Origin of the sequence: Streptomyces shinuiensis, assembly GCF_043660855.1 — a bacterium.
GTDB lineage: Bacteria > Actinomycetota > Actinomycetes > Streptomycetales > Streptomycetaceae > Streptomyces.
The window spans coordinates 1,761,763-1,781,986 of sequence record NZ_JBIHML010000001.1 but is presented as its reverse complement, the minus strand read 5'-3'; the positions used below and the strand labels follow the sequence as shown (position 1 = coordinate 1,781,986).

General features: G+C 72.4%; 11 protein-coding genes. 3 read left to right on the top strand and 8 right to left on the bottom strand.

From position 1 onward, the window contains the following. The first annotated feature begins 272 nt into the window (after window positions 1-272). Complete coding sequence (locus ACGRHY_RS07710) at window positions 273-1,616, top strand: cation:dicarboxylate symporter family transporter (RefSeq protein WP_394637960.1); 1,344 nt, start codon at window positions 273-275, stop codon at window positions 1,614-1,616. A 103-nt stretch (window positions 1,617-1,719) separates the two neighbouring features. Here the strand turns inward: ACGRHY_RS07710 and glgB are convergent, their stop codons facing one another. The 4 genes from glgB to ACGRHY_RS07690 all read right to left on the bottom strand — a co-directional run bounded on the left by glgB (window position 1,720) and on the right by ACGRHY_RS07690 (window position 9,860). Continuing rightward, entirely contained in the window at window positions 1,720-4,431 is a 2,712-nt protein-coding gene (gene glgB, locus ACGRHY_RS07705) for a 1,4-alpha-glucan branching enzyme (protein WP_394634645.1), read from the bottom strand. Between the two features lie 28 nt (window positions 4,432-4,459). Continuing rightward, window positions 4,460-5,920, bottom strand: a complete 1,461-nt coding sequence (locus tag ACGRHY_RS07700; protein ID WP_394634644.1) for a maltokinase N-terminal cap-like domain-containing protein — start codon at window positions 5,918-5,920, stop codon at window positions 4,460-4,462. Window positions 5,921-6,148: 228 nt separating this feature from the next. Then, complete coding sequence (gene treS / locus ACGRHY_RS07695; RefSeq protein WP_394634643.1) at window positions 6,149-7,846, bottom strand: maltose alpha-D-glucosyltransferase; 1,698 nt, start codon at window positions 7,844-7,846, stop codon at window positions 6,149-6,151. Next, the gene (locus ACGRHY_RS07690; RefSeq protein WP_394634642.1) at window positions 7,833-9,860 is read right to left on the bottom strand and encodes an alpha-1,4-glucan--maltose-1-phosphate maltosyltransferase; all 2,028 of its coding nucleotides are present in this window, start codon (window positions 9,858-9,860) and stop codon (window positions 7,833-7,835) included. Before ACGRHY_RS07690 ends, treS begins: the two co-directional genes overlap by 14 nt. A 433-nt stretch (window positions 9,861-10,293) precedes the next feature. Between ACGRHY_RS07690 and glgP the strand changes: the two genes are divergently transcribed. After that, on the top strand, window positions 10,294-12,876 hold the full coding sequence (glgP, locus tag ACGRHY_RS07685; protein ID WP_394634641.1) for an alpha-glucan family phosphorylase: 2,583 nt from the start codon (window positions 10,294-10,296) through the stop codon (window positions 12,874-12,876). A 96-nt stretch (window positions 12,877-12,972) separates the two neighbouring features. Here the strand turns inward: glgP and ACGRHY_RS07680 are convergent, their stop codons facing one another. The 3 genes from ACGRHY_RS07680 to ACGRHY_RS07670 all read right to left on the bottom strand — a co-directional run bounded on the left by ACGRHY_RS07680 (window position 12,973) and on the right by ACGRHY_RS07670 (window position 19,075). Continuing rightward, window positions 12,973-14,970 carry a M4 family metallopeptidase gene (locus ACGRHY_RS07680; protein ID WP_394637959.1) on the bottom strand — a complete coding sequence of 666 codons (1,998 nt, stop codon included), beginning with the start codon at window positions 14,968-14,970 and terminating at the stop codon, window positions 12,973-12,975. A gap of 290 nt (window positions 14,971-15,260) precedes the next feature. Further along, entirely contained in the window at window positions 15,261-17,165 is a 1,905-nt protein-coding gene (locus ACGRHY_RS07675) for an ABC transporter ATP-binding protein (protein WP_394634640.1), read from the bottom strand. Further along, window positions 17,162-19,075, bottom strand: coding sequence for an ABC transporter ATP-binding protein (locus ACGRHY_RS07670; protein WP_394637958.1), 1,914 nt, complete (start codon window positions 19,073-19,075; stop codon window positions 17,162-17,164). The genes ACGRHY_RS07675 and ACGRHY_RS07670 overlap by 4 nt, the downstream gene beginning before the upstream one ends. 165 nt (window positions 19,076-19,240) lie before the next feature. Between ACGRHY_RS07670 and ACGRHY_RS07665 the strand changes: the two genes are divergently transcribed. Continuing rightward, entirely contained in the window at window positions 19,241-19,549 is a 309-nt protein-coding gene (locus ACGRHY_RS07665) for a hypothetical protein (RefSeq protein ID WP_394634639.1), read from the top strand. A 22-nt stretch (window positions 19,550-19,571) separates the two neighbouring features. On the opposite strand, the gene ACGRHY_RS07660 is transcribed toward ACGRHY_RS07665, so the two are convergent. Beyond that, window positions 19,572-20,105: an ATP-binding protein gene (locus ACGRHY_RS07660; RefSeq protein ID WP_394634638.1), complete on the bottom strand. Its 534-nt coding sequence runs from the start codon at window positions 20,103-20,105 to the stop codon at window positions 19,572-19,574. Window positions 20,106-20,224: the final 119 nt, after the last annotated feature.

Sequence of the window (20,224 nt, the reverse complement as noted above, 5' to 3'; positions counted from 1 at the left end):
CCTGCCCGCCCGCCGCGCGCGGCCCCTCCCGGGGGCCGGAAGGGGCCGGGATTCCGCCTTGCGGGCGGGCTTTCCGCGTACGTAACGCACACAACGGTGATCGGCCTCACGCCCGGGTGCATAGTCGCCGGGACTCCATGCGAGTCGGAGCCGCAACACCCGAGGAGCCCGAAGTGTCATCGCAGAACGAGCAGAGCGCCCGGAACGAGCAGGGCGCGCGGACGGGGCGGACCACGCAGCCCAAGGCGCGGGACCGCACCCACTACCTCTACATCGCCGTGGTCGCGGCCGTTCTGGCGGGCATCGCGCTCGGCTTCGCAGCCCCGGGCGTGGCCAGGGAGCTCAAGCCGCTGGGCACCGGATTCGTCGGCCTCATCAAGATGATGATCTCTCCGGTGATCTTCTGCACCATCGTGCTGGGCATCGGCTCCGTGCGGAAGGCCGCCAAGGTCGGCGCGGTGGGCGGGCTCGCGCTCGGCTACTTCCTGGTGATGTCCACCGTCGCCCTGGCCATCGGCCTGGTCGTCGGCAACGTGCTGGACCCCGGATCCGGACTCCGGCTCACCGAGGAGGCCAGGAGCACCGGCGCGGCGCAGGCCGAGGGCGCCGGCGAGGGTACGGCCGACTTCCTGCTGGGTGTCATCCCGACGACGCTGGTCTCCGCCTTCACCGAGGGCGAGGTGCTCCAGACCCTGCTGGTGGCCCTGCTGGTGGGCTTCGCGCTCCAGGCGATGGGCCCGGCCGGCGAGCCGGTGCTGCGCGGCGTCGGCCACGTCCAGCGGCTGGTCTTCCGGGTGCTGGCCATGATCATGTGGGTGGCCCCGGCCGGGGCCTTCGGCGCCATCGCCGCGGTGGTCGGCGAGACCGGGGTGGACGCGCTGACGTCCCTGGCCGTCATCATGATCGGCTTCTACGCCACCTGCCTGCTGTTCGTCTTCGTCGTGCTGGGCACACTGCTGAAACTGGTGGCAGGGGTGAACCTCCTCGCCCTGCTGAGGTATCTGGGCCGCGAGTTCCTGCTGATCCTGTCCACCTCCTCGTCGGAGTCGGCGCTGCCGCGCCTGATCGCGAAGATGGAGCACCTGGGGGTGAGCCGGCCGGTCGTGGGCATCACCGTCCCCACGGGCTACTCGTTCAACCTCGACGGCACCGCGATCTATCTGACGATGGCCTCCCTGTTCGTGGCCGAGGCGATGGGCGAGCCGCTCCCGGTGGGGCAGCAGATCTCCCTGCTCGTCTTCATGGTCGTCGCCTCGAAGGGCGCGGCCGGTGTCACCGGCGCCGGCCTGGCCACCCTCGCCGGCGGCCTGCAGTCCCACCGCCCGGAGCTGGTGGACGGCGTCGGCCTGATCGTCGGGATCGACCGGTTCATGAGCGAGGCCCGCGCGCTGACGAACTTCACCGGCAACGCGGTCGCCACGGTGCTGGTCGGCACCTGGACCAGGGAGATCGACAAGGAGCGGGCCGGCGAAGTGCTGGCCGGCCGCGTCCCCTTCGACGAGCGGACCCTTCTCGACCACGCCACCCACGGCGTCCCCCGCCGGACCGCCGATGACGGGACCACGCGGGACCCCGCCCCCGCCGGGCCCGCCGCCGAGGAGTCCGCGGGCGTCTGACCTCCCCGTGAACGCTCCGGGCCAACCGCGGCGGCCCTGCCCCCTCTCCCCCGCCGGGCAGGGCCGCCGCGGTTCCTCCGTGCCCGCCGCGGCGGCGTACGGCTCAGGCGGGGACGAGCCAGATCGTCGCCAGCGGCGGCAGCGTCGGGGCGATGCCGGCCGGGCGGCCGTGCGCCGGGGCCGCGTCCGCCTTCAGCGTTCCGGGGTCGCCCACGCCGCTCCCGCCGTACCGCGCCGCGTCGGTGTTGAGGACCTCCCGCCAGGCGGGGAACCCCTCGGGGACGCCGATCGGGTAGTCGTGCCGGACGACGGGGGAGAAGTTGGAGACGGCGATCAGCGGCGAGCCGTCGGCGGCGTACCGCAGGAACGCGAAGACGTTGTCGTCGGCCGCGCCCCCCTCGATCCAGGAGAAGCCGGCCGGATCGGTGTCCAGTTCCCACAGTGCGGGCGTGGCGGTGTAGACGCGGTTGAGGTCGCGGACCAGGTCCCGCACCCCCTGGTGGTCGTCGGCGGCCGAGTACGCCGGGTCCAGCAGCCACCAGTCCGGCCCGTGTGCCTCCGACCACTCCGCGCCCTGGGCGAACTCCTGCCCCATGAAAAGCAGTTGCTTGCCCGGGTGGGACCACATGAAGCCCAGGTACGCCCGGTGGTCGGCCCGCTGCTGCCACCAGTCGCCCGGCATCTTCGACACCAGCGAACGCTTGCCGTGCACCACCTCGTCGTGGGAGATGGGCAGGACGTAGTTCTCCGAGTAGGCGTACACCATCGAGAACGTCATCTCGTTGTGGTGGTACTTGCGGTGGACCGGCTCCCTGACCATGTACTCCAGGGAGTCGTGCATCCACCCCATGTTCCACTTGAAGCCGAAGCCCAGCCCGCCGAAGCCGCCCGGCCCGGTCTGGTGGGTGGCGCGGGTGACCCCGTCCCAGGCGGTGGACTCCTCGGCGGCGGTGATCACGCCGGGGCAGCGGCGGTAGACGGTGGCGTTCATCTCCTGCAGGAAGGCCACCGCGTCCAGGTTCTCCCGGCCGCCGTACACGTTGGGGGTCCACTGGCCGGGCTCGCGCGAGTAGTCCAGATAGAGCATCGAGGCGACGGCGTCCACGCGCAGGCCGTCGATGTGGAACTCCTCGCACCAGTAGACGGCGTTGGCGACCAGGAAGTTGCGGACCTCGGTGCGGCCGAAGTTGAACTCCAGCGTCCCCCAGTCCGGGTGCTCGGCGCGGGCCGGGTCGGAGTGCTCGTACAGGGCGGTGCCGTCGAAGCGGGCCAGCGCCCACTCGTCCTTGGGGAAGTGCGCGGGCACCCAGTCCATCAGAACCCCGATGCCCTCCTGGTGGAGGCGGTCGACCAGGTGGCGGAAGTCGTCGGGGGTGCCCATGCGCGCGGTGGGCGCGTAGAAGCCGGTGACCTGGTAGCCCCAGGAGCCGCCGAAGGGATGCTCGGCGACGGGCATCAGCTCCACATGGGTGAAGCCCAGGTCCTTGACGTACGCCGGGAGCTGCTCGGCCAGTTCGCGGTAGGTCAGCCCGGGGCGCCAGGAGGCCAGGTGCACCTCGTAGACCGACAGGGGTGCCCGGTGGGGCGCGCGTTCGGCGCGGCGCGCCAGCCACTCCCCGTCGTGCCAGGTGTACGCCGACTCCTCCACGACCGAGGCGGTCGCCGGCGGGGCCTCGGTGCGGCGGGCCATCGGGTCGGCGCGCAGGGTGTGGGAGCCGTCCGGGCGGGTGATGTCGAACTTGTACAGCGCGCCCGCGCCGACCCCGGGCAGGAACAGCTCCCACACGCCGCTGCCGCCCAGCGAGCGCATGGGGGCGGCCGTGGCGTCCCAGCAGTTGAAGTCCCCGGCGACCCGCACACCCAGGGCGTTGGGTGCCCAGACGGTGAAGCGGGTGCCGGCCACCCCGTCGACGGTCATGGGACGCGCGCCCAGCGCCCGCCACAGCTCCTCGTGGCGGCCCTCGCCGATCAGGTGCAGGTCCAGCTCGCCGAGCGAGGGCAGGAAGCGGTACGGGTCCTCGGTCTCCAGTTCGTCCTCGCCGGGCTCCTCCCCGTAGCGCACCAGCAGCCGGTAGGAGGGCGTCGAGGGCTCGGCGGCCAGCGGGAGCACGCCGGAGAACAGCCCGTCCCCGTCGTCGTGCAGCTCGGCCCGCACACCCCCGGCCAGGACGGCGACACGGCGGGCGTACGGCCGCAGTGTCCGGAACAGCACCCCGCCGGGCACCCGGTGCGCGCCGAGCACCGTGTGCGGGTCGTGGTGGGAGCCGTGGAGCAGGCGCTGCCGCTCGCCGGGGTCGAGCGGAGCGGCGCGCCCGACGCCCTGCCCGGCCGGGGCGTCGTCGCTCCGGCGCGGCGCGGGCGGGCGGGCGCCGGGCCAGTTGGGGGCGTGGTCCTTCAGCGGCTCGTCCTGGCGCAGGGCCACGGGCTCGGTCGCAGCCGTCTTCCCGGCCGCGGCCTTCCTCGCGGGGGTCTTCCCGGCGGACCCGGCCGCGGTCCTGCCCGCCGGGGCCTTCTTGGCGGCGGCCTTCCCGGTCACCGATTTCTTCCCGGTCACGGCTTTCTTCGCGGCGGCTTTCTTCGCCACCGCCTTCTTCGCCACGGCCTTCTCGGTCGCGGTCTTCTTCGCGGCGGTCTTCTTCGCCGCGGTCTTCTTCACCGCGGCCTTCCCCCCGGAGGGGGCCGCGGCTCCGGCCGGGCCCTCGGGTCCGGTGACTCCGGGGGAAGCGGCCGGGGCGGCGTCCTCGTCCCGGCCGCCGGTGCGGACGGGCCGCGGGGAGGTTTCGGAGAACGGTCGGCTGTCGGGACGGGGGGTCACGGAAGGGGCCTCCTGTGCACGGAATCGTTCAGGTGTCCGCGAGCCGCTGGACGGCGGACATCGGGATGGCGAGCCAGGCGGGGCGGTGCCTGGCCTCGTAGAGCACTTCGTAGACGGCCTTGTCCGTCTCGTACGCGCGCAGCAGGACGTCCTCGTCGCGCGGGTCGGAGCCGGAGGCGTCGGCGTAACCGGAGCAGTAGGCGTCACGATTCTTCTCGGACCACTCGCGGGCCCACCCGCCCTCGCCGGGGGAGGACCGGGCGTGCTGGCACGCCGCGTAGTCGAAGGAGCGCAGTATCCCCGCGATGTCCCGCACCACCGGCTGGGGGCGGCGGCGTTCGGCGATGGGACGGGCGGGCTCGCCCTCGAAGTCGATGACCGACCAGCGGCCGTCGTCCCCCGCGCACAGCGCCTGGCCCAGATGGAGATCGCCGTGGATGCGCTGGGCGGACCAGGACCGCCCGCCGCGGCCGAGTCCGGCGACGGCGTCGAAGACGGTGTGCAGCTTTCCCCGGTAAGGGCGCAGGGCGGGTACGGCGGCGGCCGCGGCCTCCAGCCGCTCGTTCATGCCGGAGGCGATGAACTCCAGCTGGCGGCGGCCCAGCGCCGTCACCGGCAGTGCCTGCGCCAGCGTGGTGTGCACCTCGGCGATCGCCCGGCCCAGCGCACGCGCGGAACCGGAGAAGTCGCCGTGCGACGCCAGCGAGCCCAGCGCGAGCTGCCAGCCGTCGCTGGTGCCGGGCAGGAAGGGCTGGAGCACGCCCAGCGTCATCGGCTCGCCCGCCTCACCGACCTCGCCGGGGCGTTCGCCGGGGCGCGCCTCGAACCAGGCGGCCGGCGCGGGCACCCGGTCCGATCCGGCCCGCGCCAGGGCGAGCGGCAGTTCCAGATCGGGGTTGACGCCGGGGCTGACGCGGCGGAACAGCTTGAGGATGTGGCTGTCGCCGTAGACCACCGAGGAGTTCGACTGCTCCACGCTCAGCGGCCTGGGCGGCAGCCCCTGTGGGATCGTGGTGCCGCGCTCCCGCTGGAAGAGCAGCGGGCCGAGCCGGCCGGGGGAGCGCAGCCGCTCCAGCAGTACGGCGGCCAGCCGCGGATCGTGCAGCGCCTCGTACACCGTGCGGCCGGCCAGCGGCCCGTCGGCGGGGTGCCCGATCAGGGACCCGGCCAGCGGCGGCGGCAGGGCGTCGCGCACGCCGAGCAGCAACTGGTAGCAGTCGGCGGGAACAGGATGGGTCTGCTCCGGCCCGCCGGGCTGGCGGGCCCGGACGAGCAGGTGCAGCAGACCCGGAGCGGCGCCGCTCGTGCACGGCAGCAGCTCGGTGGCGGCGACGAGTGCGAACCCGCTGACAGGGCGCCCCTTCCCGGCGAACCAGCGCTGCCGCGGAAGCCATTCGGTGAGCAGTGGCGTGAGCGAACGCAGCAGCGCCGCGCCCTCCGGCTCGCGCGTGGCGACGACGGCGGCGCGCGGCGAGGAGCTGTCCGACATGGCGTCCTTTCCCCGGGCACACGAAAGGTACGGCAGAGTGTCCCGGATTGCGGCTGTGGCTGTCCGGCGGTGCGGGACGTGTCGGGGAGTACCCACCAAGCGGGCTAGCGAACTGCTCTGAGCGGTGCGATCGGTGGTGGGAGGGATACTGCCCGCGGCGGCCCGGGCCCAATCCGTGTCCGAGCTTGTTCCCGGGCCGCCGCTGTCCATGCCTGCCCTACCCTCGCCTCACGCCTGCTCGCGCAGCCGGAACCAGTAGAAGCCGTGTCCGGCGAGGGTCAGCAGATACGGCAGCTCCCCGATGGGAGGGAACCGCACCCCGCCGATCAGCTCCACCGGATGGCGTCCGCCGAAGGCGTTCAGATCCAGCTCGGTGGGCTGCGGGAACCGCGAGAAGTTGTTCACGCACAGCACCAGGTCGTCCCCGTACTCGCGCAGGAAGGCGAGCACCGCCGGGTTGGACGAGGGCAGTTCGGTGTACGTGCCCAGCCCGAAGGCCGGGTTCTGCTTGCGGATCTCGATCATCCGGCGGGTCCAGTGCAGCAGCGACGAGGGGCTGCTCATGGCGGCCTCGACGTTGGTGACCTGGTAGCCGTGGACCGGGTCCATGATCGTGGGCAGGAACAGCCGGCCCGGATCGCAGGAGGAGAAGCTCGCGTTGCGGTCGGGTGTCCACTGCATCGGTGTGCGCACCGCGTCCCGGTCGCCCAGCCAGATGTTGTCGCCCATGCCGATCTCGTCGCCGTAGTACAGGATCGGCGAGCCCGGCAGGGACAGCAGCAGGGCGGTGAACAGCTCGATCTGGTTGCGGTCGTTGTCCAGCAGCGGGGCCAGCCGCCGCCGGATGCCGATGTTGGCGCGCATCCGCGGATCCTTGGCGTACTCCGCGTACATGTAGTCGCGCTCCTCGTCGGTGACCATCTCCAGGGTCAGCTCGTCGTGGTTGCGCAGGAAGATGCCCCACTGGCAGCCCGAGGGGATGGCCGGGGTCTTGGCCAGGACCTCGGAGACCGGATAGCGCGACTCGCGCCGCACCGCCATGAAGATGCGCGGCATGACGGGGAAGTGGAACGCCATGTGGCACTCGTCGCCGCCCCTGGAGTAGTCGCCGAAGTAGTCGACGACGTCCTCCGGCCACTGGTTGGCCTCGGCCAGCAGCACGGTGTCGGGGTAGTGGGCGTCGATCTCGGCGCGGACCTTCCTGAGGAACTCGTGGGTCTGTGGGAGGTTCTCGCAGTTGGTGCCCTCCTGCGCGTACAGGTAGGGGACCGCGTCCAGCCGGAACCCGTCGATGCCCAGGTCCAGCCAGAACTTCAGCGCCGAGATCATCTCATCCTGGACCTGCGGGTTCTCGTAGTTGAGGTCCGGCTGGTGGGAGAAGAAGCGGTGCCAGTAGTACTGCTTGCGCACCGGGTCGAACGTCCAGTTGGACGCCTCGGTGTCGACGAAGATGATGCGGGCGTCCGGGTACTGTTTGTCGTCGTCGGCCCACACGTAGTAGTCGCCGTAGGGCCCGTCGGGATCGCGCCGGGACTCCTGGAACCACGGATGCTGGTCGCTGGTGTGGTTCATGACCATGTCGATGATGATCCGCATGCCGCGCTGGTGTGCGGCGTCCACGAACTCCACGAAGTCTGCGAGGTCGCCGAACTCGGGGAGGACGGAGGTGTAGTCGGCGACGTCGTAGCCGCCGTCCCGCAGCGGGGACTTGAAGAACGGGGGCAGCCAGAGGCAGTCCACGCCCAGCCACTGCAGGTAGTCGAGCCGGGCGGTGAGGCCCTTCAGATCGCCGATGCCGTCGCCGTTGCTGTCCTGGAAGGACCGGACCAGCACTTCATAGAAGACGGCCCTTTTGAACCAATCGGGATCGCGGTCCCTGGCGGGCGTGTCCTCGAACGTGTCGATGACGGGTTCATTGACGGTCATGGTTGGGTGACCCTCCGGTCTGTGGGGACGGTCGCAGGGAGAGGATGTGCGCGGGCGCCGCGGCACGGCCCGGCTCCAGGCGCACATAGTTGTCCCTGCCCCAGTGATAGGTCTCGCCGGTGAGCTCGTCGCGCACCGGGAAAAGGTCGGCGCCACTCGCCTGGGCGGGTGTGAGGCCGAGTTCCGCCAGGTCCAACGAGACCGTGGCCTCGTGGGTGTGGTGGGGGTCGAGGTTGACCACCGTGAGAACCGTGTCGGCGTACGGGTGTGCGCAGTGCTTCGAGTAGACGATGATCGACGGGTTGTCGCTGTGGTGGAAGCGCAGGTTGCGCAGTTCCTGCAGTGCCGGATGGCGGCGGCGCAGCCGGTTCAGTTCGGTGATGAGGGGGGCGATGGTGGTGCCCGCACGCTCCGCGGCCGTCCAGTCGCGCGGGCGGAGCTGGTACTTCTCCGAGTCAAGGTACTCCTCGCTGCCCGGCCTGACCGGTGCCGACTCGCACAGCTCGTAGCCCGAGTAGACCCCCCAGGTGGGAGAGAGGGTCGCGGCGAGCACCGCACGGACCTCGAAGGCGTGGCGGCCGCCGCCCTGGAGGTAGGCGTGGAGGATGTCGGGAGTGTTGACGAAGAAGTTGGGCCTCATGTAGGAGGCGGCGTCCCCGGAGAGTTCGGTGAGGTACTCGGTCAGCTCGTCCTTCCCGTTGCGCCAGGTGAAGTAGGTGTAGGACTGCTGGAAGCCGGTCTTGGCGAGGGTGTGCATCATCGCCGGGCGGGTGAACGCCTCGGCCAGGAAGACGACGTCGGGATCGGTCCCGTTGATCTCGCCGATCACCTTCTCCCAGAAGACGACCGGTTTGGTGTGCGGGTTGTCCACGCGGAAGATCCGCACCCCGTGGGACATCCACATCCGCAGGATCCGCGCGGTCTCGGCGACGAGCCCGTCCATGTCCGCGTCGAACGCGATGGGGTAGATGTCCTGGTACTTCTTCGGGGGGTTCTCGGCGTAGGCGATCGTTCCGTCGGGGCGGTGGTGGAACCACTCCGGGTGCTCCTTGACCCACGGATGGTCCGGGGAGCACTGAAGGGCGAAGTCCAGGGCCACCTCCATGCGCAGTTCGCGGGCGCGCGCCACGAAGCGGTCGAAGTCCTCGAAGGTGCCCAGGTCCGGGTGGACCGCGTCGTGCCCGCCGGCGGACGAGCCGATGGCCCAGGGGCTGCCGACGTCGTGGGGACCGGCGGTCAGGGAGTTGTTGGGCCCCTTGCGGAACGATTCGCCGATGGGGTGGACCGGCGGCAGGTAGACCACGTCGAAGCCCATGTCCGCGATCGCGGGCAGCCGCTCGGCGGCCGTGCGCAGGGTGCCGGGGACGGGCGGCTCGCCCTCCTTCACCACCGCGCCCTCCGAGCGGGGGAAGAACTCGTACCAGGAACCGAACAGCGCCCTCTTGCGCTCCACCAGCAGCGGCAGGGGGCGGGTGACGGTGACCGGCTCGCGCAGCGGGTGGCGGTCCAGTGCGGACACCACCTCGGGCGCCAGCGCCGCGGCCAGCCGCGCGGCGACCGGGCGGGAGGCGTCGCGCAGACCCTCCACCGCTTCCAGCACGGCCGCGCGGCCGTCGTCCTCGGGCACCCCCGCGGCGGCCCGCTCGTGCAGCAGTGCCCCCTCGGCGAGGGTCAGCTCGGCGTCGATCCCCGCCGGGACCTTGATCCTCGCGTTGTGCCGCCAGGTGCCGACCGGATCGCCCCACGCCTCGACGGTGTAGGACCAGCGGCCCTCCGAACCGGGGGTGACGTCGGCGCCCCAGCGGTCGGTGCCCGGCGCCAGTTCCCGCATCGGGGTCCACGGGCCCGGGCTTCCGCTCGGGTCGCGCAGGACGACGTTCGCGCCGACCGCGTCATGGCCTTCGCGGAAGACCGTGGCCGAGACCCGGAAGGTCTCGCCGGCCACGGCCTTCGCCGGGCGGCGCCCGCAGTCGACGAGCGGGTGGACGTCCAGTACGGGAATGCGACCGATCATTGGATCACCTGGTGGCGTTACGGATGGTTTTGTTCTTTCTATCTGTTCCACAGACCGTTGACGGGCCGGGGGCATGGCCGCTCCTGTCCGCTTTCACTCGGCTGGCGTGACGGTTGTTCCGGGGGAACCCGGGAAGGGCGGTAGGAGGAGGGACTGCCCGCCCGGACGGGGCGGGCATCCGCCTCAATGTGAACTACTCGTAGGCAAAAGAGCCCATCCTGACCGTTCCCGCCGTGAGCCGGGAAACTCCTTCTCTCTTCGCGCCGGTGGCGGCACCCGGTGTCAGGCGGAGAGCCGGCGGAAGGCGGGCGGGGGCGCTGTGCGCGGGCGTACGGCGAGTGAGTGCATATGCGCCTATGGAGCCGTTGGTGACGTGATGACGTGATGACGGGTTACCGGGCGAAAAGGGCGGAGATCCGGCTACCGTCGAGGTGTGAAGGCCATTCGTCGATTCTCTGTACGTCCCGTCCTTCCGGAGCCCCTACGACCGCTCAGCGACCTGGCGCACAACCTGCGCTGGTCCTGGCACCCCGAGACCGGAGAGCTCTTCCGCCGCGCCGACCCCGACGGCTGGCGGGCGTCCGGCGGCGACCCGGTGCGGACACTGGGAACCGTGTCCGCCCGGAGGCTGGAGGAGCTGGCCCACGACCGAGACTTCCTGGAGCGGCTGTCCGCCGCCGCGGGGAATCTGCGGGAGTACCTGACCGAGCCGCGCTGGTACCAGCGCGCGGAGGGCGAACCGCCCGCCGCCGTCGCCTACTTCTCCCCCGAGTTCGGCATCACCGCCGCCCTGCCCCAGTACTCCGGCGGGCTCGGCATCCTCGCCGGGGACCACCTCAAGGCCGCCAGCGACCTCGGCGTCCCGCTGATCGGGGTGGGCCTGCTGTACCGCCACGGCTACTTCCGCCAGAGCCTGTCGCGCGACGGCTGGCAGCAGGAGCGCTACCCCGTCCTGGACCCCAACGAGCTGCCGCTTGAACTGCTGCGCGAGCCGGGCGGCGCCCCGGCCCGCGTGGACCTGCGCCTGCCCGGCGCACGTACCCTGCGCGCCCACGTCTGGCAGGCCCGCGTCGGCCGCGTCCCCCTGCTGCTGCTCGACTCCGACGTGGAGGAGAACGCCCCGCGCGAACGCGACGTCACCGACCGGCTCTACGGCGGCGGCAGCGAGCACCGGCTGCTCCAGGAGATGCTGCTGGGCATCGGCGGGGTGCGGGCGGTGCGCGCGTACTGCCGTGTCACCGGCCACCCGGAGCCCGAGGTGTTCCACACCAACGAGGGGCACGCCGGCTTCCTCGGCCTGGAGCGCATCCGGGAGATGAGCGGGGAGGGAATGCCCTTCGACACCGCCCTGGAGGCCGTGCGCGCCGGGACGGTGTTCACCACCCACACCCCCGTCCCCGCCGGCATCGACCGCTTCGACCGCGAGCTGGTCGCCCGCCACCTCGGCGAAGACGGCGAGCTGCCCGGCGTGGACGTGGAGCAGGTGCTGCGGCTGGGTACCGAGACCTACCCCGGCGGTGACCCGGGGCTGTTCAACATGGCCGTGATGGGGCTCCGGCTCGCCCAGCGCGCCAACGGCGTCTCCACGCTGCACGGTGCGGTCAGCCGGGAGATGTTCGCCGGGCTGTGGCCGGGCTTCGACGCCGCCGAGGTGCCCATCACCTCCATCACCAACGGCGTCCACGCCCCCACCTGGACCGCCGACGAGATGCGGGCGCTGCCCGCCGGAGCAGGCGGCGCCGGGCTGTGGGAGGCCCGCCGCGCCCTGCGCGGGCGACTGGTGCACGAGGTGCGGCGGCGGCTGCGCGCCTCCTGGCGGCAGCGCGGCGCCTCGGACGCCGAACTCGGCTGGATCGACGGCGTCCTGGATCCGGACGTACTCACCGTCGGCTTCGCCCGCCGCGTCCCGTCCTACAAGCGGCTGACGCTGATGCTGCGCGACCGCGAGCGGCTCACCGAACTGCTGCTGCACCCCACCCGGCCCGTCCAGCTCGTGGTCGCGGGCAAGGCGCACCCGGCCGACGACGGCGGCAAGCGGCTGATCCAGGAACTGGTGCGCTTCGCCGACGACCCGCGGGTGCGCCACCGGATCGTCTTCCTGCCCGACTACGGCATGGCCATGGCGCAGAAGCTCTACACCGGCTGCGATGTCTGGCTGAACAACCCGCTGCGCCCGCTGGAGGCGTGCGGGACCTCCGGGATGAAGGCGGCGCTCAACGGCTGCCTCAACCTCTCGGTGCGGGACGGCTGGTGGGAGGAGTGGTACGAGCCGGACTTCGGCTGGGCCATCCCGACCGCCGACGGCGGCGGGCCCGGCGCGGCGCACGAGGGCGCGCAGGACCGCGAGCGGCGCGACGACATGGAGGCCGCGGCGCTCTACGAACTGCTCCGCGAGCATGTGGCGCCGTGCTTCTACGACCGCGGACCGGCCGGCGACGGGCTGCCCGGGCGGTGGATCGAGATGGTCCGCCAGACCCGGGAACGGCTCGGGCCGAAGGTGCTCGCCGACCGGATGGTGCGCGAGTACACCGAGCTGCTGTACACCCCCGCCGCCCATGCCCACCGGTCGCTGGACGCCGGCACCGCCGGGCGGCTGGCGGCGTGGAAGGCGCGGGTGCGCGCGTGCTGGCCGCGTGTGGCGATCGACCATGTGGAGTCGGTCTGCGAGTCCGTGGAGCTGGGCGGTTCGCTGTCGCTGCGGGTACGGGTGGCCCTGGGCGGCCTGGAGCCGGGCGACGTGGAGGTGCAGGCGGTCGCCGGGCGGGTGGACGAGTCGGACTCCATCGCGGGCGACGAGGCGGTGCGCGTACCGCTCAAGCCCTCCGGCGGGCCGGAGGAGGACGGGAGCTGGCTGTACGAGGGGCCGCTTGCGCTGGACCGCACCGGGCCGTTCGGCTACACCGTCCGCGTCCTGCCCTCCCATCCGCTGCTGGCGGACCCGGCCGAGATGGGCCTGGTGATCCTGCCGCCGGACGATCCCGGCGCCCGGGAGGCCGCCGGGGTGCTGCTGCGCTGAGACGGCCGGTGGACGGGGAAGGGGAGCCGCGCCGTCGGCGCGGCTCCCCGCCGTCTTCCCGTGCTCACCGGCCCGGAGTGCGTACCGGTGGGTGGCTCAGAAGGTGAGCTTCCAGCTGTCGATGTAGCCGGAGTCGTAGTTGTAGACGTCCTGGACGCGCAGCTTCCAGGTGCCGTTGGCCGCCTCCGAGGAGGCGTCGACGGTGTAGGTCTCCTGGACGTTGTCGCCCGAGTCCCAGCCGGAGTTCTTGAGCCGGTAGCTACTGCCGTCCGGTGCGATCAGGTCGATGACGAGATCACCGCGGTAGGTGTGGACGATGTCCACGTCCACCTTCAGCGTGCTGGGCGCGTTGCCGGAGAGGCCGGTGACGGAGATCGGTGACTCCACGGTGCCCGGGTCCGGGATCTGGTAGTCGCTCGTGTTCTCGAAGACGTCGCCGCCACCGCCGCCACCGGGCCGGGAGCCGACGTTGACCGCGGCCCAGGCGTGGGCCACCGCGTCGTACTGCGTACTGCCCGTGCCGAACAGGTCGGCCGCGGCGGAGAGGGTGGCGGTGCGGGCGCCGGCGTAGCTGGTCGTCGACGTCATCTTCTCGGTGAGCGCCTTGAACCAGATCTTCTCGGCGGACGCGATGCCGATGCCGGTCACCGGCTGGCCGTCGGAGGTGGGCGAGTCGTAGGAGACGCCGTTGATGGTCTTGGCGCCGCTGCCCTCGCTGAGCAGGTAGAAGAAGTGGTTGGCCGGGCCCGAGGAGTAGTGGACATCCACGTTGCCGATGCCGGAGTACCAGTAGTCCTTGGAGTTGCCGTCCCGGCTGGGCTTGTCCATGTAGCGCAGCGGGGTGCCGTTGCCGCGGATGTCGATCTTCTCGCCGATGAGGTAGTCGCCGACGTCCGAGCTGTTGTTCGCCCTGAACTCCACGGCGGCGGCGAAGATGTCGGAGGTCGCCTCGTTCAGACCGCCGGACTCGCCGCTGTAGCGCAGGCCCGCGGTGTTCGAGGTCAGACCGTGGGTCATCTCGTGGGCGGCGACGTCGATGGAGGTGAGCGGCTTGGAGTTGTTCGCGCCGTCGCCGTAGGTCATGCAGAAGCAGGAGTCGGACCAGAAGGCGTTGACGTAGGCGTTGCCGTAGTGCACGCGGCTGTACGGGGCCTTCCCGTCGTTGCGGACGCCGTTGCGGCCGTGGACGTTCTTGTAGTAGTCCCAGGTCAGGGCCGCGCCGTAGTGGGCGTCCACGCCCGCGGTCTGACGGTTGGACGGCGAGCCGTTGCCCCAGAGGTCGTCGGCGTCGGAGAACAGGGTGCCGGTGCCGGAGGAGCCGCCGTTCAGGTCGTAGGTCTTGTGGTTGCCGCGGTTCGCGTCGGTCATCGTGTAGGAGCCGCCGGACCCGCTGGTGCCCAGGGTGACCTGGCCGCTGTACATGCTCTCGCCGGTGCCGGTGTGCACGCCCTCCCACTGGGCCAGCTTCTCGCCGGTGGCCGCGTCGGTGACGATGTGCAGCTCACTGGGGGTGCCGTCCTCCCGGGTGCCGCCGACCACGCGCTCCCAGGCGAGTACGGGCTTCCCGTCGGCGGCCCAGACCACCTTGCGGGGCGCGGTGCTGCCCTCGGCCGCGGCCTTGGAGGGCTTCTTCGAGGCCGGGGCCGAGGTGGAGGGAACGGCGATCTTCGCCGCGGTGGCCTTGGCGACCTCGGCCACCGCACCGCCGGGCGACTCCTCCACGACCAGGTCGCCGCCGAGCACGGGCAGCCCGTCGTAGGTGCGCTCGTAGCGGGTGTGGACGGTGCCGTCGGCGTTCTTGATCACGTCGCGGACGACGAGCCTCTCCTTCGCGCCGAGACCGAGGGCCCTGGCGGTGGCGGAGCTGCCGGCCTCCGCGTCGCGGAGCAGTTCGGCCCGCTGGGAGGGGGAGAGCTTGACGGAGAGGGCGCCGGGGTCGGGCTTGGCCTGGGGCGCGGCGGTGGAGACCTGCGACTGGAGGCCGACGGCCAGGAGCGCCGAGACGGCGACGAGGGCGCCGGTGGCGCGTCTGCGGGGGGTGGATCTGCCTATCACGCTGAACTCCTCGCTGGAGAGCGGTGTGGAGAGGGAGATGGTGCGCCTGAGGGTGTGGGGACCCGTGGGGGGAACGGCCGTGCACAGCGTGGAGAGAGTGACACCGAAACGGCGATGATGACAGGGTCAGGTCAAAAAAATGGCTGGAATCTGTCCGCTGTCGAAAAATCGCTGTCCGCTGACCGAACGTGATGGAAACGACGGGGAAACCGGGCCGTCACCGGCGTCCGCCAGGATGGGGGGATCGGGTGCGGGAGTCCCGTCCGGCGGGCACGGCTCCGCCGGACGGGACGCCGGACGGTGCTCCGCCCGGTGTCCCGCCCGTCCCGTCAGGCCAGGCTGTCGCGCCAGGCGCGGTGGAGCCCGGCGAAGCGGCCGTCGCCCGCGACCAGATCGGCCGGCGAGCCGTCCTCGACGATGCGGCCCGCCTCCATGACCAGCACCCGGTCGGCGATCTCCACCGTCGACAGCCGGTGGGCGATCACCACGGCGGTGCGACCGCGCAGCACCGTGTCCATGGCCCGCTGGACCGCGCGCTCGCCGGGGATGTCCAGGGAGGAGGTCGCCTCGTCCAGGATGAGCACGGCCGGGTCGGCCAGCAGCGCCCGGGCGAAGGCGACCAACTGGCGCTGCCCGGCGGAGATCCGGCCGCCGCGCTTGCGCACGTCGGTGTCGTACCCCTCGGGGAGGGCGGCGATGAAGCCGTGGGCGCCGATCGCCCGTGCCGCCCGCTCGATCTCCTCCCGGCTCGCCTCCGGGCGGCCGATCGCGATGTTCTCGGCGACCGTTCCGGAGAACAGGAACGCCTCCTGCGTCACCATGACGACCCCGCGCCGCAGCTCGGAGGTGGCCAGCTCCCGCAGATCGGCGCCGTCCAGCAGCACCCGGCCCGCCGTGGGGTCGTAGAAGCGCGCCAGCAGCTTGGCGAGTGTGGACTTGCCCGCACCGGTGGAGCCGACCACCGCGACCGTCTGCCCGGCCGGGATCTCCAGGTCGAAGCGGGGCAGCACCTCGCCGCCCGTGCGGTAGGCGAAGCGCGCCCCCTCGAAGACCACGGTGCGGCCCGGCCGCCCGCCGGCCGGCCGCGGCAGCCGCCGGGGGTGCTCCGGCTCGGGGACACCGGGCGCCTGGGCGAGCAGTCCGGCGATCTTCTCCAGCGAGGCGGCCGCGGCCTGGTAGGAGTTGAGGAACATCCCCAGCCGGTCGATCGGGTCGTACAGCCGCCGCAGGTACATCGCCGCCGCCGCCAGCACACCCAGCTCCAGCGAGCCGGACGCCACCCGGTACGCGCCCCACAGCACGATGGCGGCGAGCGCGGCGTTGGCCACCAGCCGGGAGGAGACCACGTAGCGGGCCATCTCCAGGATGGCGTCCCCGTTGAACCGCAGATGACGGTCGTTGAGACGGCCGAACTCCGCCTCGCCCGCCCGCTCGCGGCGGAACGCCTGCACCGGGCGGACGCCGTTCATCGTCTCCACGAACTTCACGATCATCGCCGCGGTGGCCGTGGACTTCCTGCGGTAGACCCGCATCGAGCGGCGCCGGAAGTTCCGCACGATCAGCAGGAGCGGAACGAAGGAGAGCAGGGCCGCGCCGCCCAGGCCCAGGTCGAGCCAGAGCAGCACCGAGCAGATGTAGACCACCGACAGGATCACGCCCAGCAGCTCCTGCAGACCCTCGTCGAGCAGCTCGCGCAGCGCCTCGACATCGGTGGTGGCGCGCGAGATCAGCCGTCCGGAGGTGTAGCGGTCGTGGAAGTCCACGCTGAGTACCTGGGCGTGCCGGTAGATCCGGCCGCGCAGCTCCAGCAGCACGCTCTGGTTGACCCGGGCGGCGGCGCGGACGAAGGCGTACTGCAGGCCGCCCGAGGACAGCGCGCACACCGCGTACCCCGCCGCGACGGCGGTCAGCGGGCCGCCGTCGCCGCCGCGCAGAGCGGGCACCGCCCGGTCGATGGCGTACGCGACCAGCAGCGGACCGGCCTGTACGGCGGCCTGCTGGAGCAGCAGCAGGAGGGCGGCCACCGTGACCCGCGGCCGCAGCGGGCGCAGCAGCGAGCCGAGCAGCCGGAGCGAGGCGCCCTTCGGGGCGGGCAGCACGTCGCGGTCGAAGGCGTCGGGCGCCCCGGGTTCCTCCGCCGGTCCGGCGGACTCCGGGCCCGGCGCGGCCTTCACATCCGGTGAGTCCCGCGCGTCCCCGTCCCCGGATGACGGCTCGGTGACGGTGGCGGTCATCGTTCCTCCTCGTACTGCCCGTGGCGCTCGCCGGACATCAGATGGCGGTACTCCGCGCTGGAGCGCAGCAGTTCGGCATGGGTGCCGACAGCGGCGATCCGGCCCCGCGACAGCAGCGCGACCCGGTCGGCCAGCAGCACCGTGGAGGGCCGGTGGGCCACCACCAGGGCGGTGGTGCCGGCCAGCACCTCGCGCAGAGCGGCCTCCACCAGCGCCTCGGTGCGGACGTCGAGCGCGGAGAGCGGGTCGTCCAGTACCAGGAAGCGGGGGCGGCCCACGACGGCGCGTGCCAGTGCCAGCCGCTGGCGCTGCCCGCCGGACAGGCTCAGCCCCTGTTCGCCGACCTGGGTGTCCAGCCCCTGCGGCAGCGCCGCGGTGAACTCCTCGGCCTGGGCTACCCGCAGAGCACGCTCCAGATCCCCCTCCGCCGAGCCCTCCGCCGAATCCTCCGGCGCGCCCATCAACACGTTCTCGCGCACGGAGGCGGAGAAGAGCGTGGCCTCCTCGAAGGCGACGGCGACCAGCGAGCGCAACTCCTCGCGGGACATCGCGGCGATGTCCCGGCCGTCGAGGGTGATCCGGCCGGATGTCGCCTCGTGCAGCCGGGGGATCAGGGCGGTGAGCGTGGTCTTGCCGCTGCCGGTGGCGCCGACCAGCGCCATGGTCTCGCCGGAGCGGATGTGCAGGTCGACGCCGTCCAGGACGGGCGGGACGTCCGGCGGGGTGTCGGGGTGACGGAAGACCACCCCCGTCAGGCGCAGACCGTCCTGGACGGCCCCGGCCTTCCCGCGCGGGGCGGAGGAAGGGCGCTCGGAGACGAGGACGTCCGGCGGCACCGGCTCGTCCAGCACCTCGAAGTAGCGGTCGGCCGCCGTCGCCGACTCGTTGCTCATGGCGATCAGGAAGCCGATCGACTCCACCGGCCAGCGCAGCGCCAAGGCCGTGGTGAGGAAGGCGACCAGGGTGCCGGCCGACAGCTCGCCGTCGGCCACCTGGACCGTGCCCCACACCAGGGCGGCGCCGATGGCCAGTTCCGGCAGCACCGTGATGACCGCCCAGATGCCCGCCAGCAGCCGCGCCTTGTGCAGTTCGGTGCCCAGCAGCCGACGCGAGAGCTCCCGGAAGGCGCGGGCCTGGCTGCGGTGGCGGCCGAAGCCCTTGATGATCCGGATTCCCAGCACGGCCTCCTCGACGACCGTGGTCAGATCGCCGATCTGGTCCTGGGCCCGGCGGGCCTGGAGGGAGAACTTCGTCTCGAAGAGGAAGCAGAACACCACCAGCGGCGCCACCGGGGCCAGCAGCACCAGCCCCAGCGTCCACTCCTGGGACAGCAGCACGGCGAAGCCGACGACGATGGTGGTGCCGTTCACCAGCAGGAAGGTGAGCGGGAACGCCAGGAAGATGCGGATCAGGTGCAGGTCGCCCGTGGCGCGCGACAGCAGCTGCCCGCTCGCCCAGCGGTCGTGGAAGGCGACCGGCAGCCGCTGCAGATGCCGGAACAGGGCGGCGCGCATCGACGCCTCCACCCCGGCCAGCGGACGGGCCACCAGCCAGCGCCGCAGCCCGAACAGCGCGGCCTCCAGCAGACCGACGGCCAGCAGCAGTGCGCCGCCCAGCCACACCCCGCCCGTGTCGCGTCCGGCGATCGGCCCGTCGACGATCCACTTCAGGATCAGGGGAATGACCAGGCCCAGGCAGGACGCGAGGACCGCGACGAACGCCGCCGTGAACAGCCGGGCCCGCACCGGGCGGACGAAGGGCCACAGCCGCAGCAGCGAGCGTACGGCGGAACGGCTCCGCCGCCCGGCGGATGCGGCCGGGGCCGCGGTGCCCGGCCCGCCGGGGCCGGAGCCGCCGGGTTCGGGGTGTGGGGGGTCGGGGCGCGGTGGACTGGCGGCGGTGGCAGACATCATGAGTGAGACTACGTTTCACCACTGACGGGACACACTCGGTTTTCCGCCGTAGGACTGACGGCCGAGCCCGCCCGGCCGAAGGCCCCGCGCGGCCGGGCTCCGTACCGTCCGTACCGACAGGCCGCGGGCGGCCTGTCGGTACCGGCCCCTACGCTGCCCGGTATGAGTCAGGCAGAGCTGCAAGAGCTGCGGGCCGCGCTGCACACCGCGTCCGACATCGTCTTCACGCTGGACGGCGAGCCCTCGGCGGAGCAGGCGGACCAGCTGACCGACGCGCTGCGCCGGGCGCTGGACGCGGCCCGGTCGCTGGGCGAGGACCGCGGCGGCACGGGCTGCCGGGAGCATCCGCGCGGGGCGGTCGATCCGCTGTACGGGGACAAGGACGATCCGCTGCCGCCGGGCTGGGGGCGGTGTCTGCTGTGCAACGACCGGCGGCGCCGGGCGGGTGCGCGGCGGTACGCCGCGCGCTGAGGCGTGCGCGGGCCGGCGCCGGTCAGGGCTCCTCGGCCCGCAGTTCGAACCAGGTCGTCTTGCCGAGCGGCAGCAGGTCCACGCCCCAGCGGTCGGAGAGGTGGTCCACCAGGAACAGTCCGCGTCCGCTGACATCGAACTCGTGGACGGGCAGCAGGCAGGGCAGTCCGCGCGAGGGGTCGCGCACCTCCACGCGTATCCGGCCGCGCTGCCGCCGCAGCCGCAGCCCGAGGGACTGGGCCCCGGTGTGCCGTACGGCGTTGCCGACCAGTTCGGAGACGAGCAGCACGGTGTCCTCGGCCAGGGTCTCGGACAGTCCCCAGCGCGTCAGCAGGACGGACCGGACCAGCCGGCGCGCGGTGTGCGCGGACTCGGGGCGGTTGGGCAGCCGTACCTCCGCGGTGGCCGGGTCGCCGAACCCGGCGGGCTCGGCCGGCTCGTCGAGCGGGCCGGCCCCGTCGAGTGGACCGGTCCCGTTCAGCCCGCCGTCGGGGATCGCGGGGGCCGGCTCCTCCCCCGGTGCAGATGCCGTGTGCGCCGTGTTCGCTCCCGCCATGGGCCAATCATGGCCGCGAAACGGCCGCCGTGCGGCCGTACAGCGGGAATTCCCGGTCGGCGGCAGGCCGTTCGGGGCTCGCCGTGCCGTTCGCACACCGGTTGTGTGCGCCGGGGTGG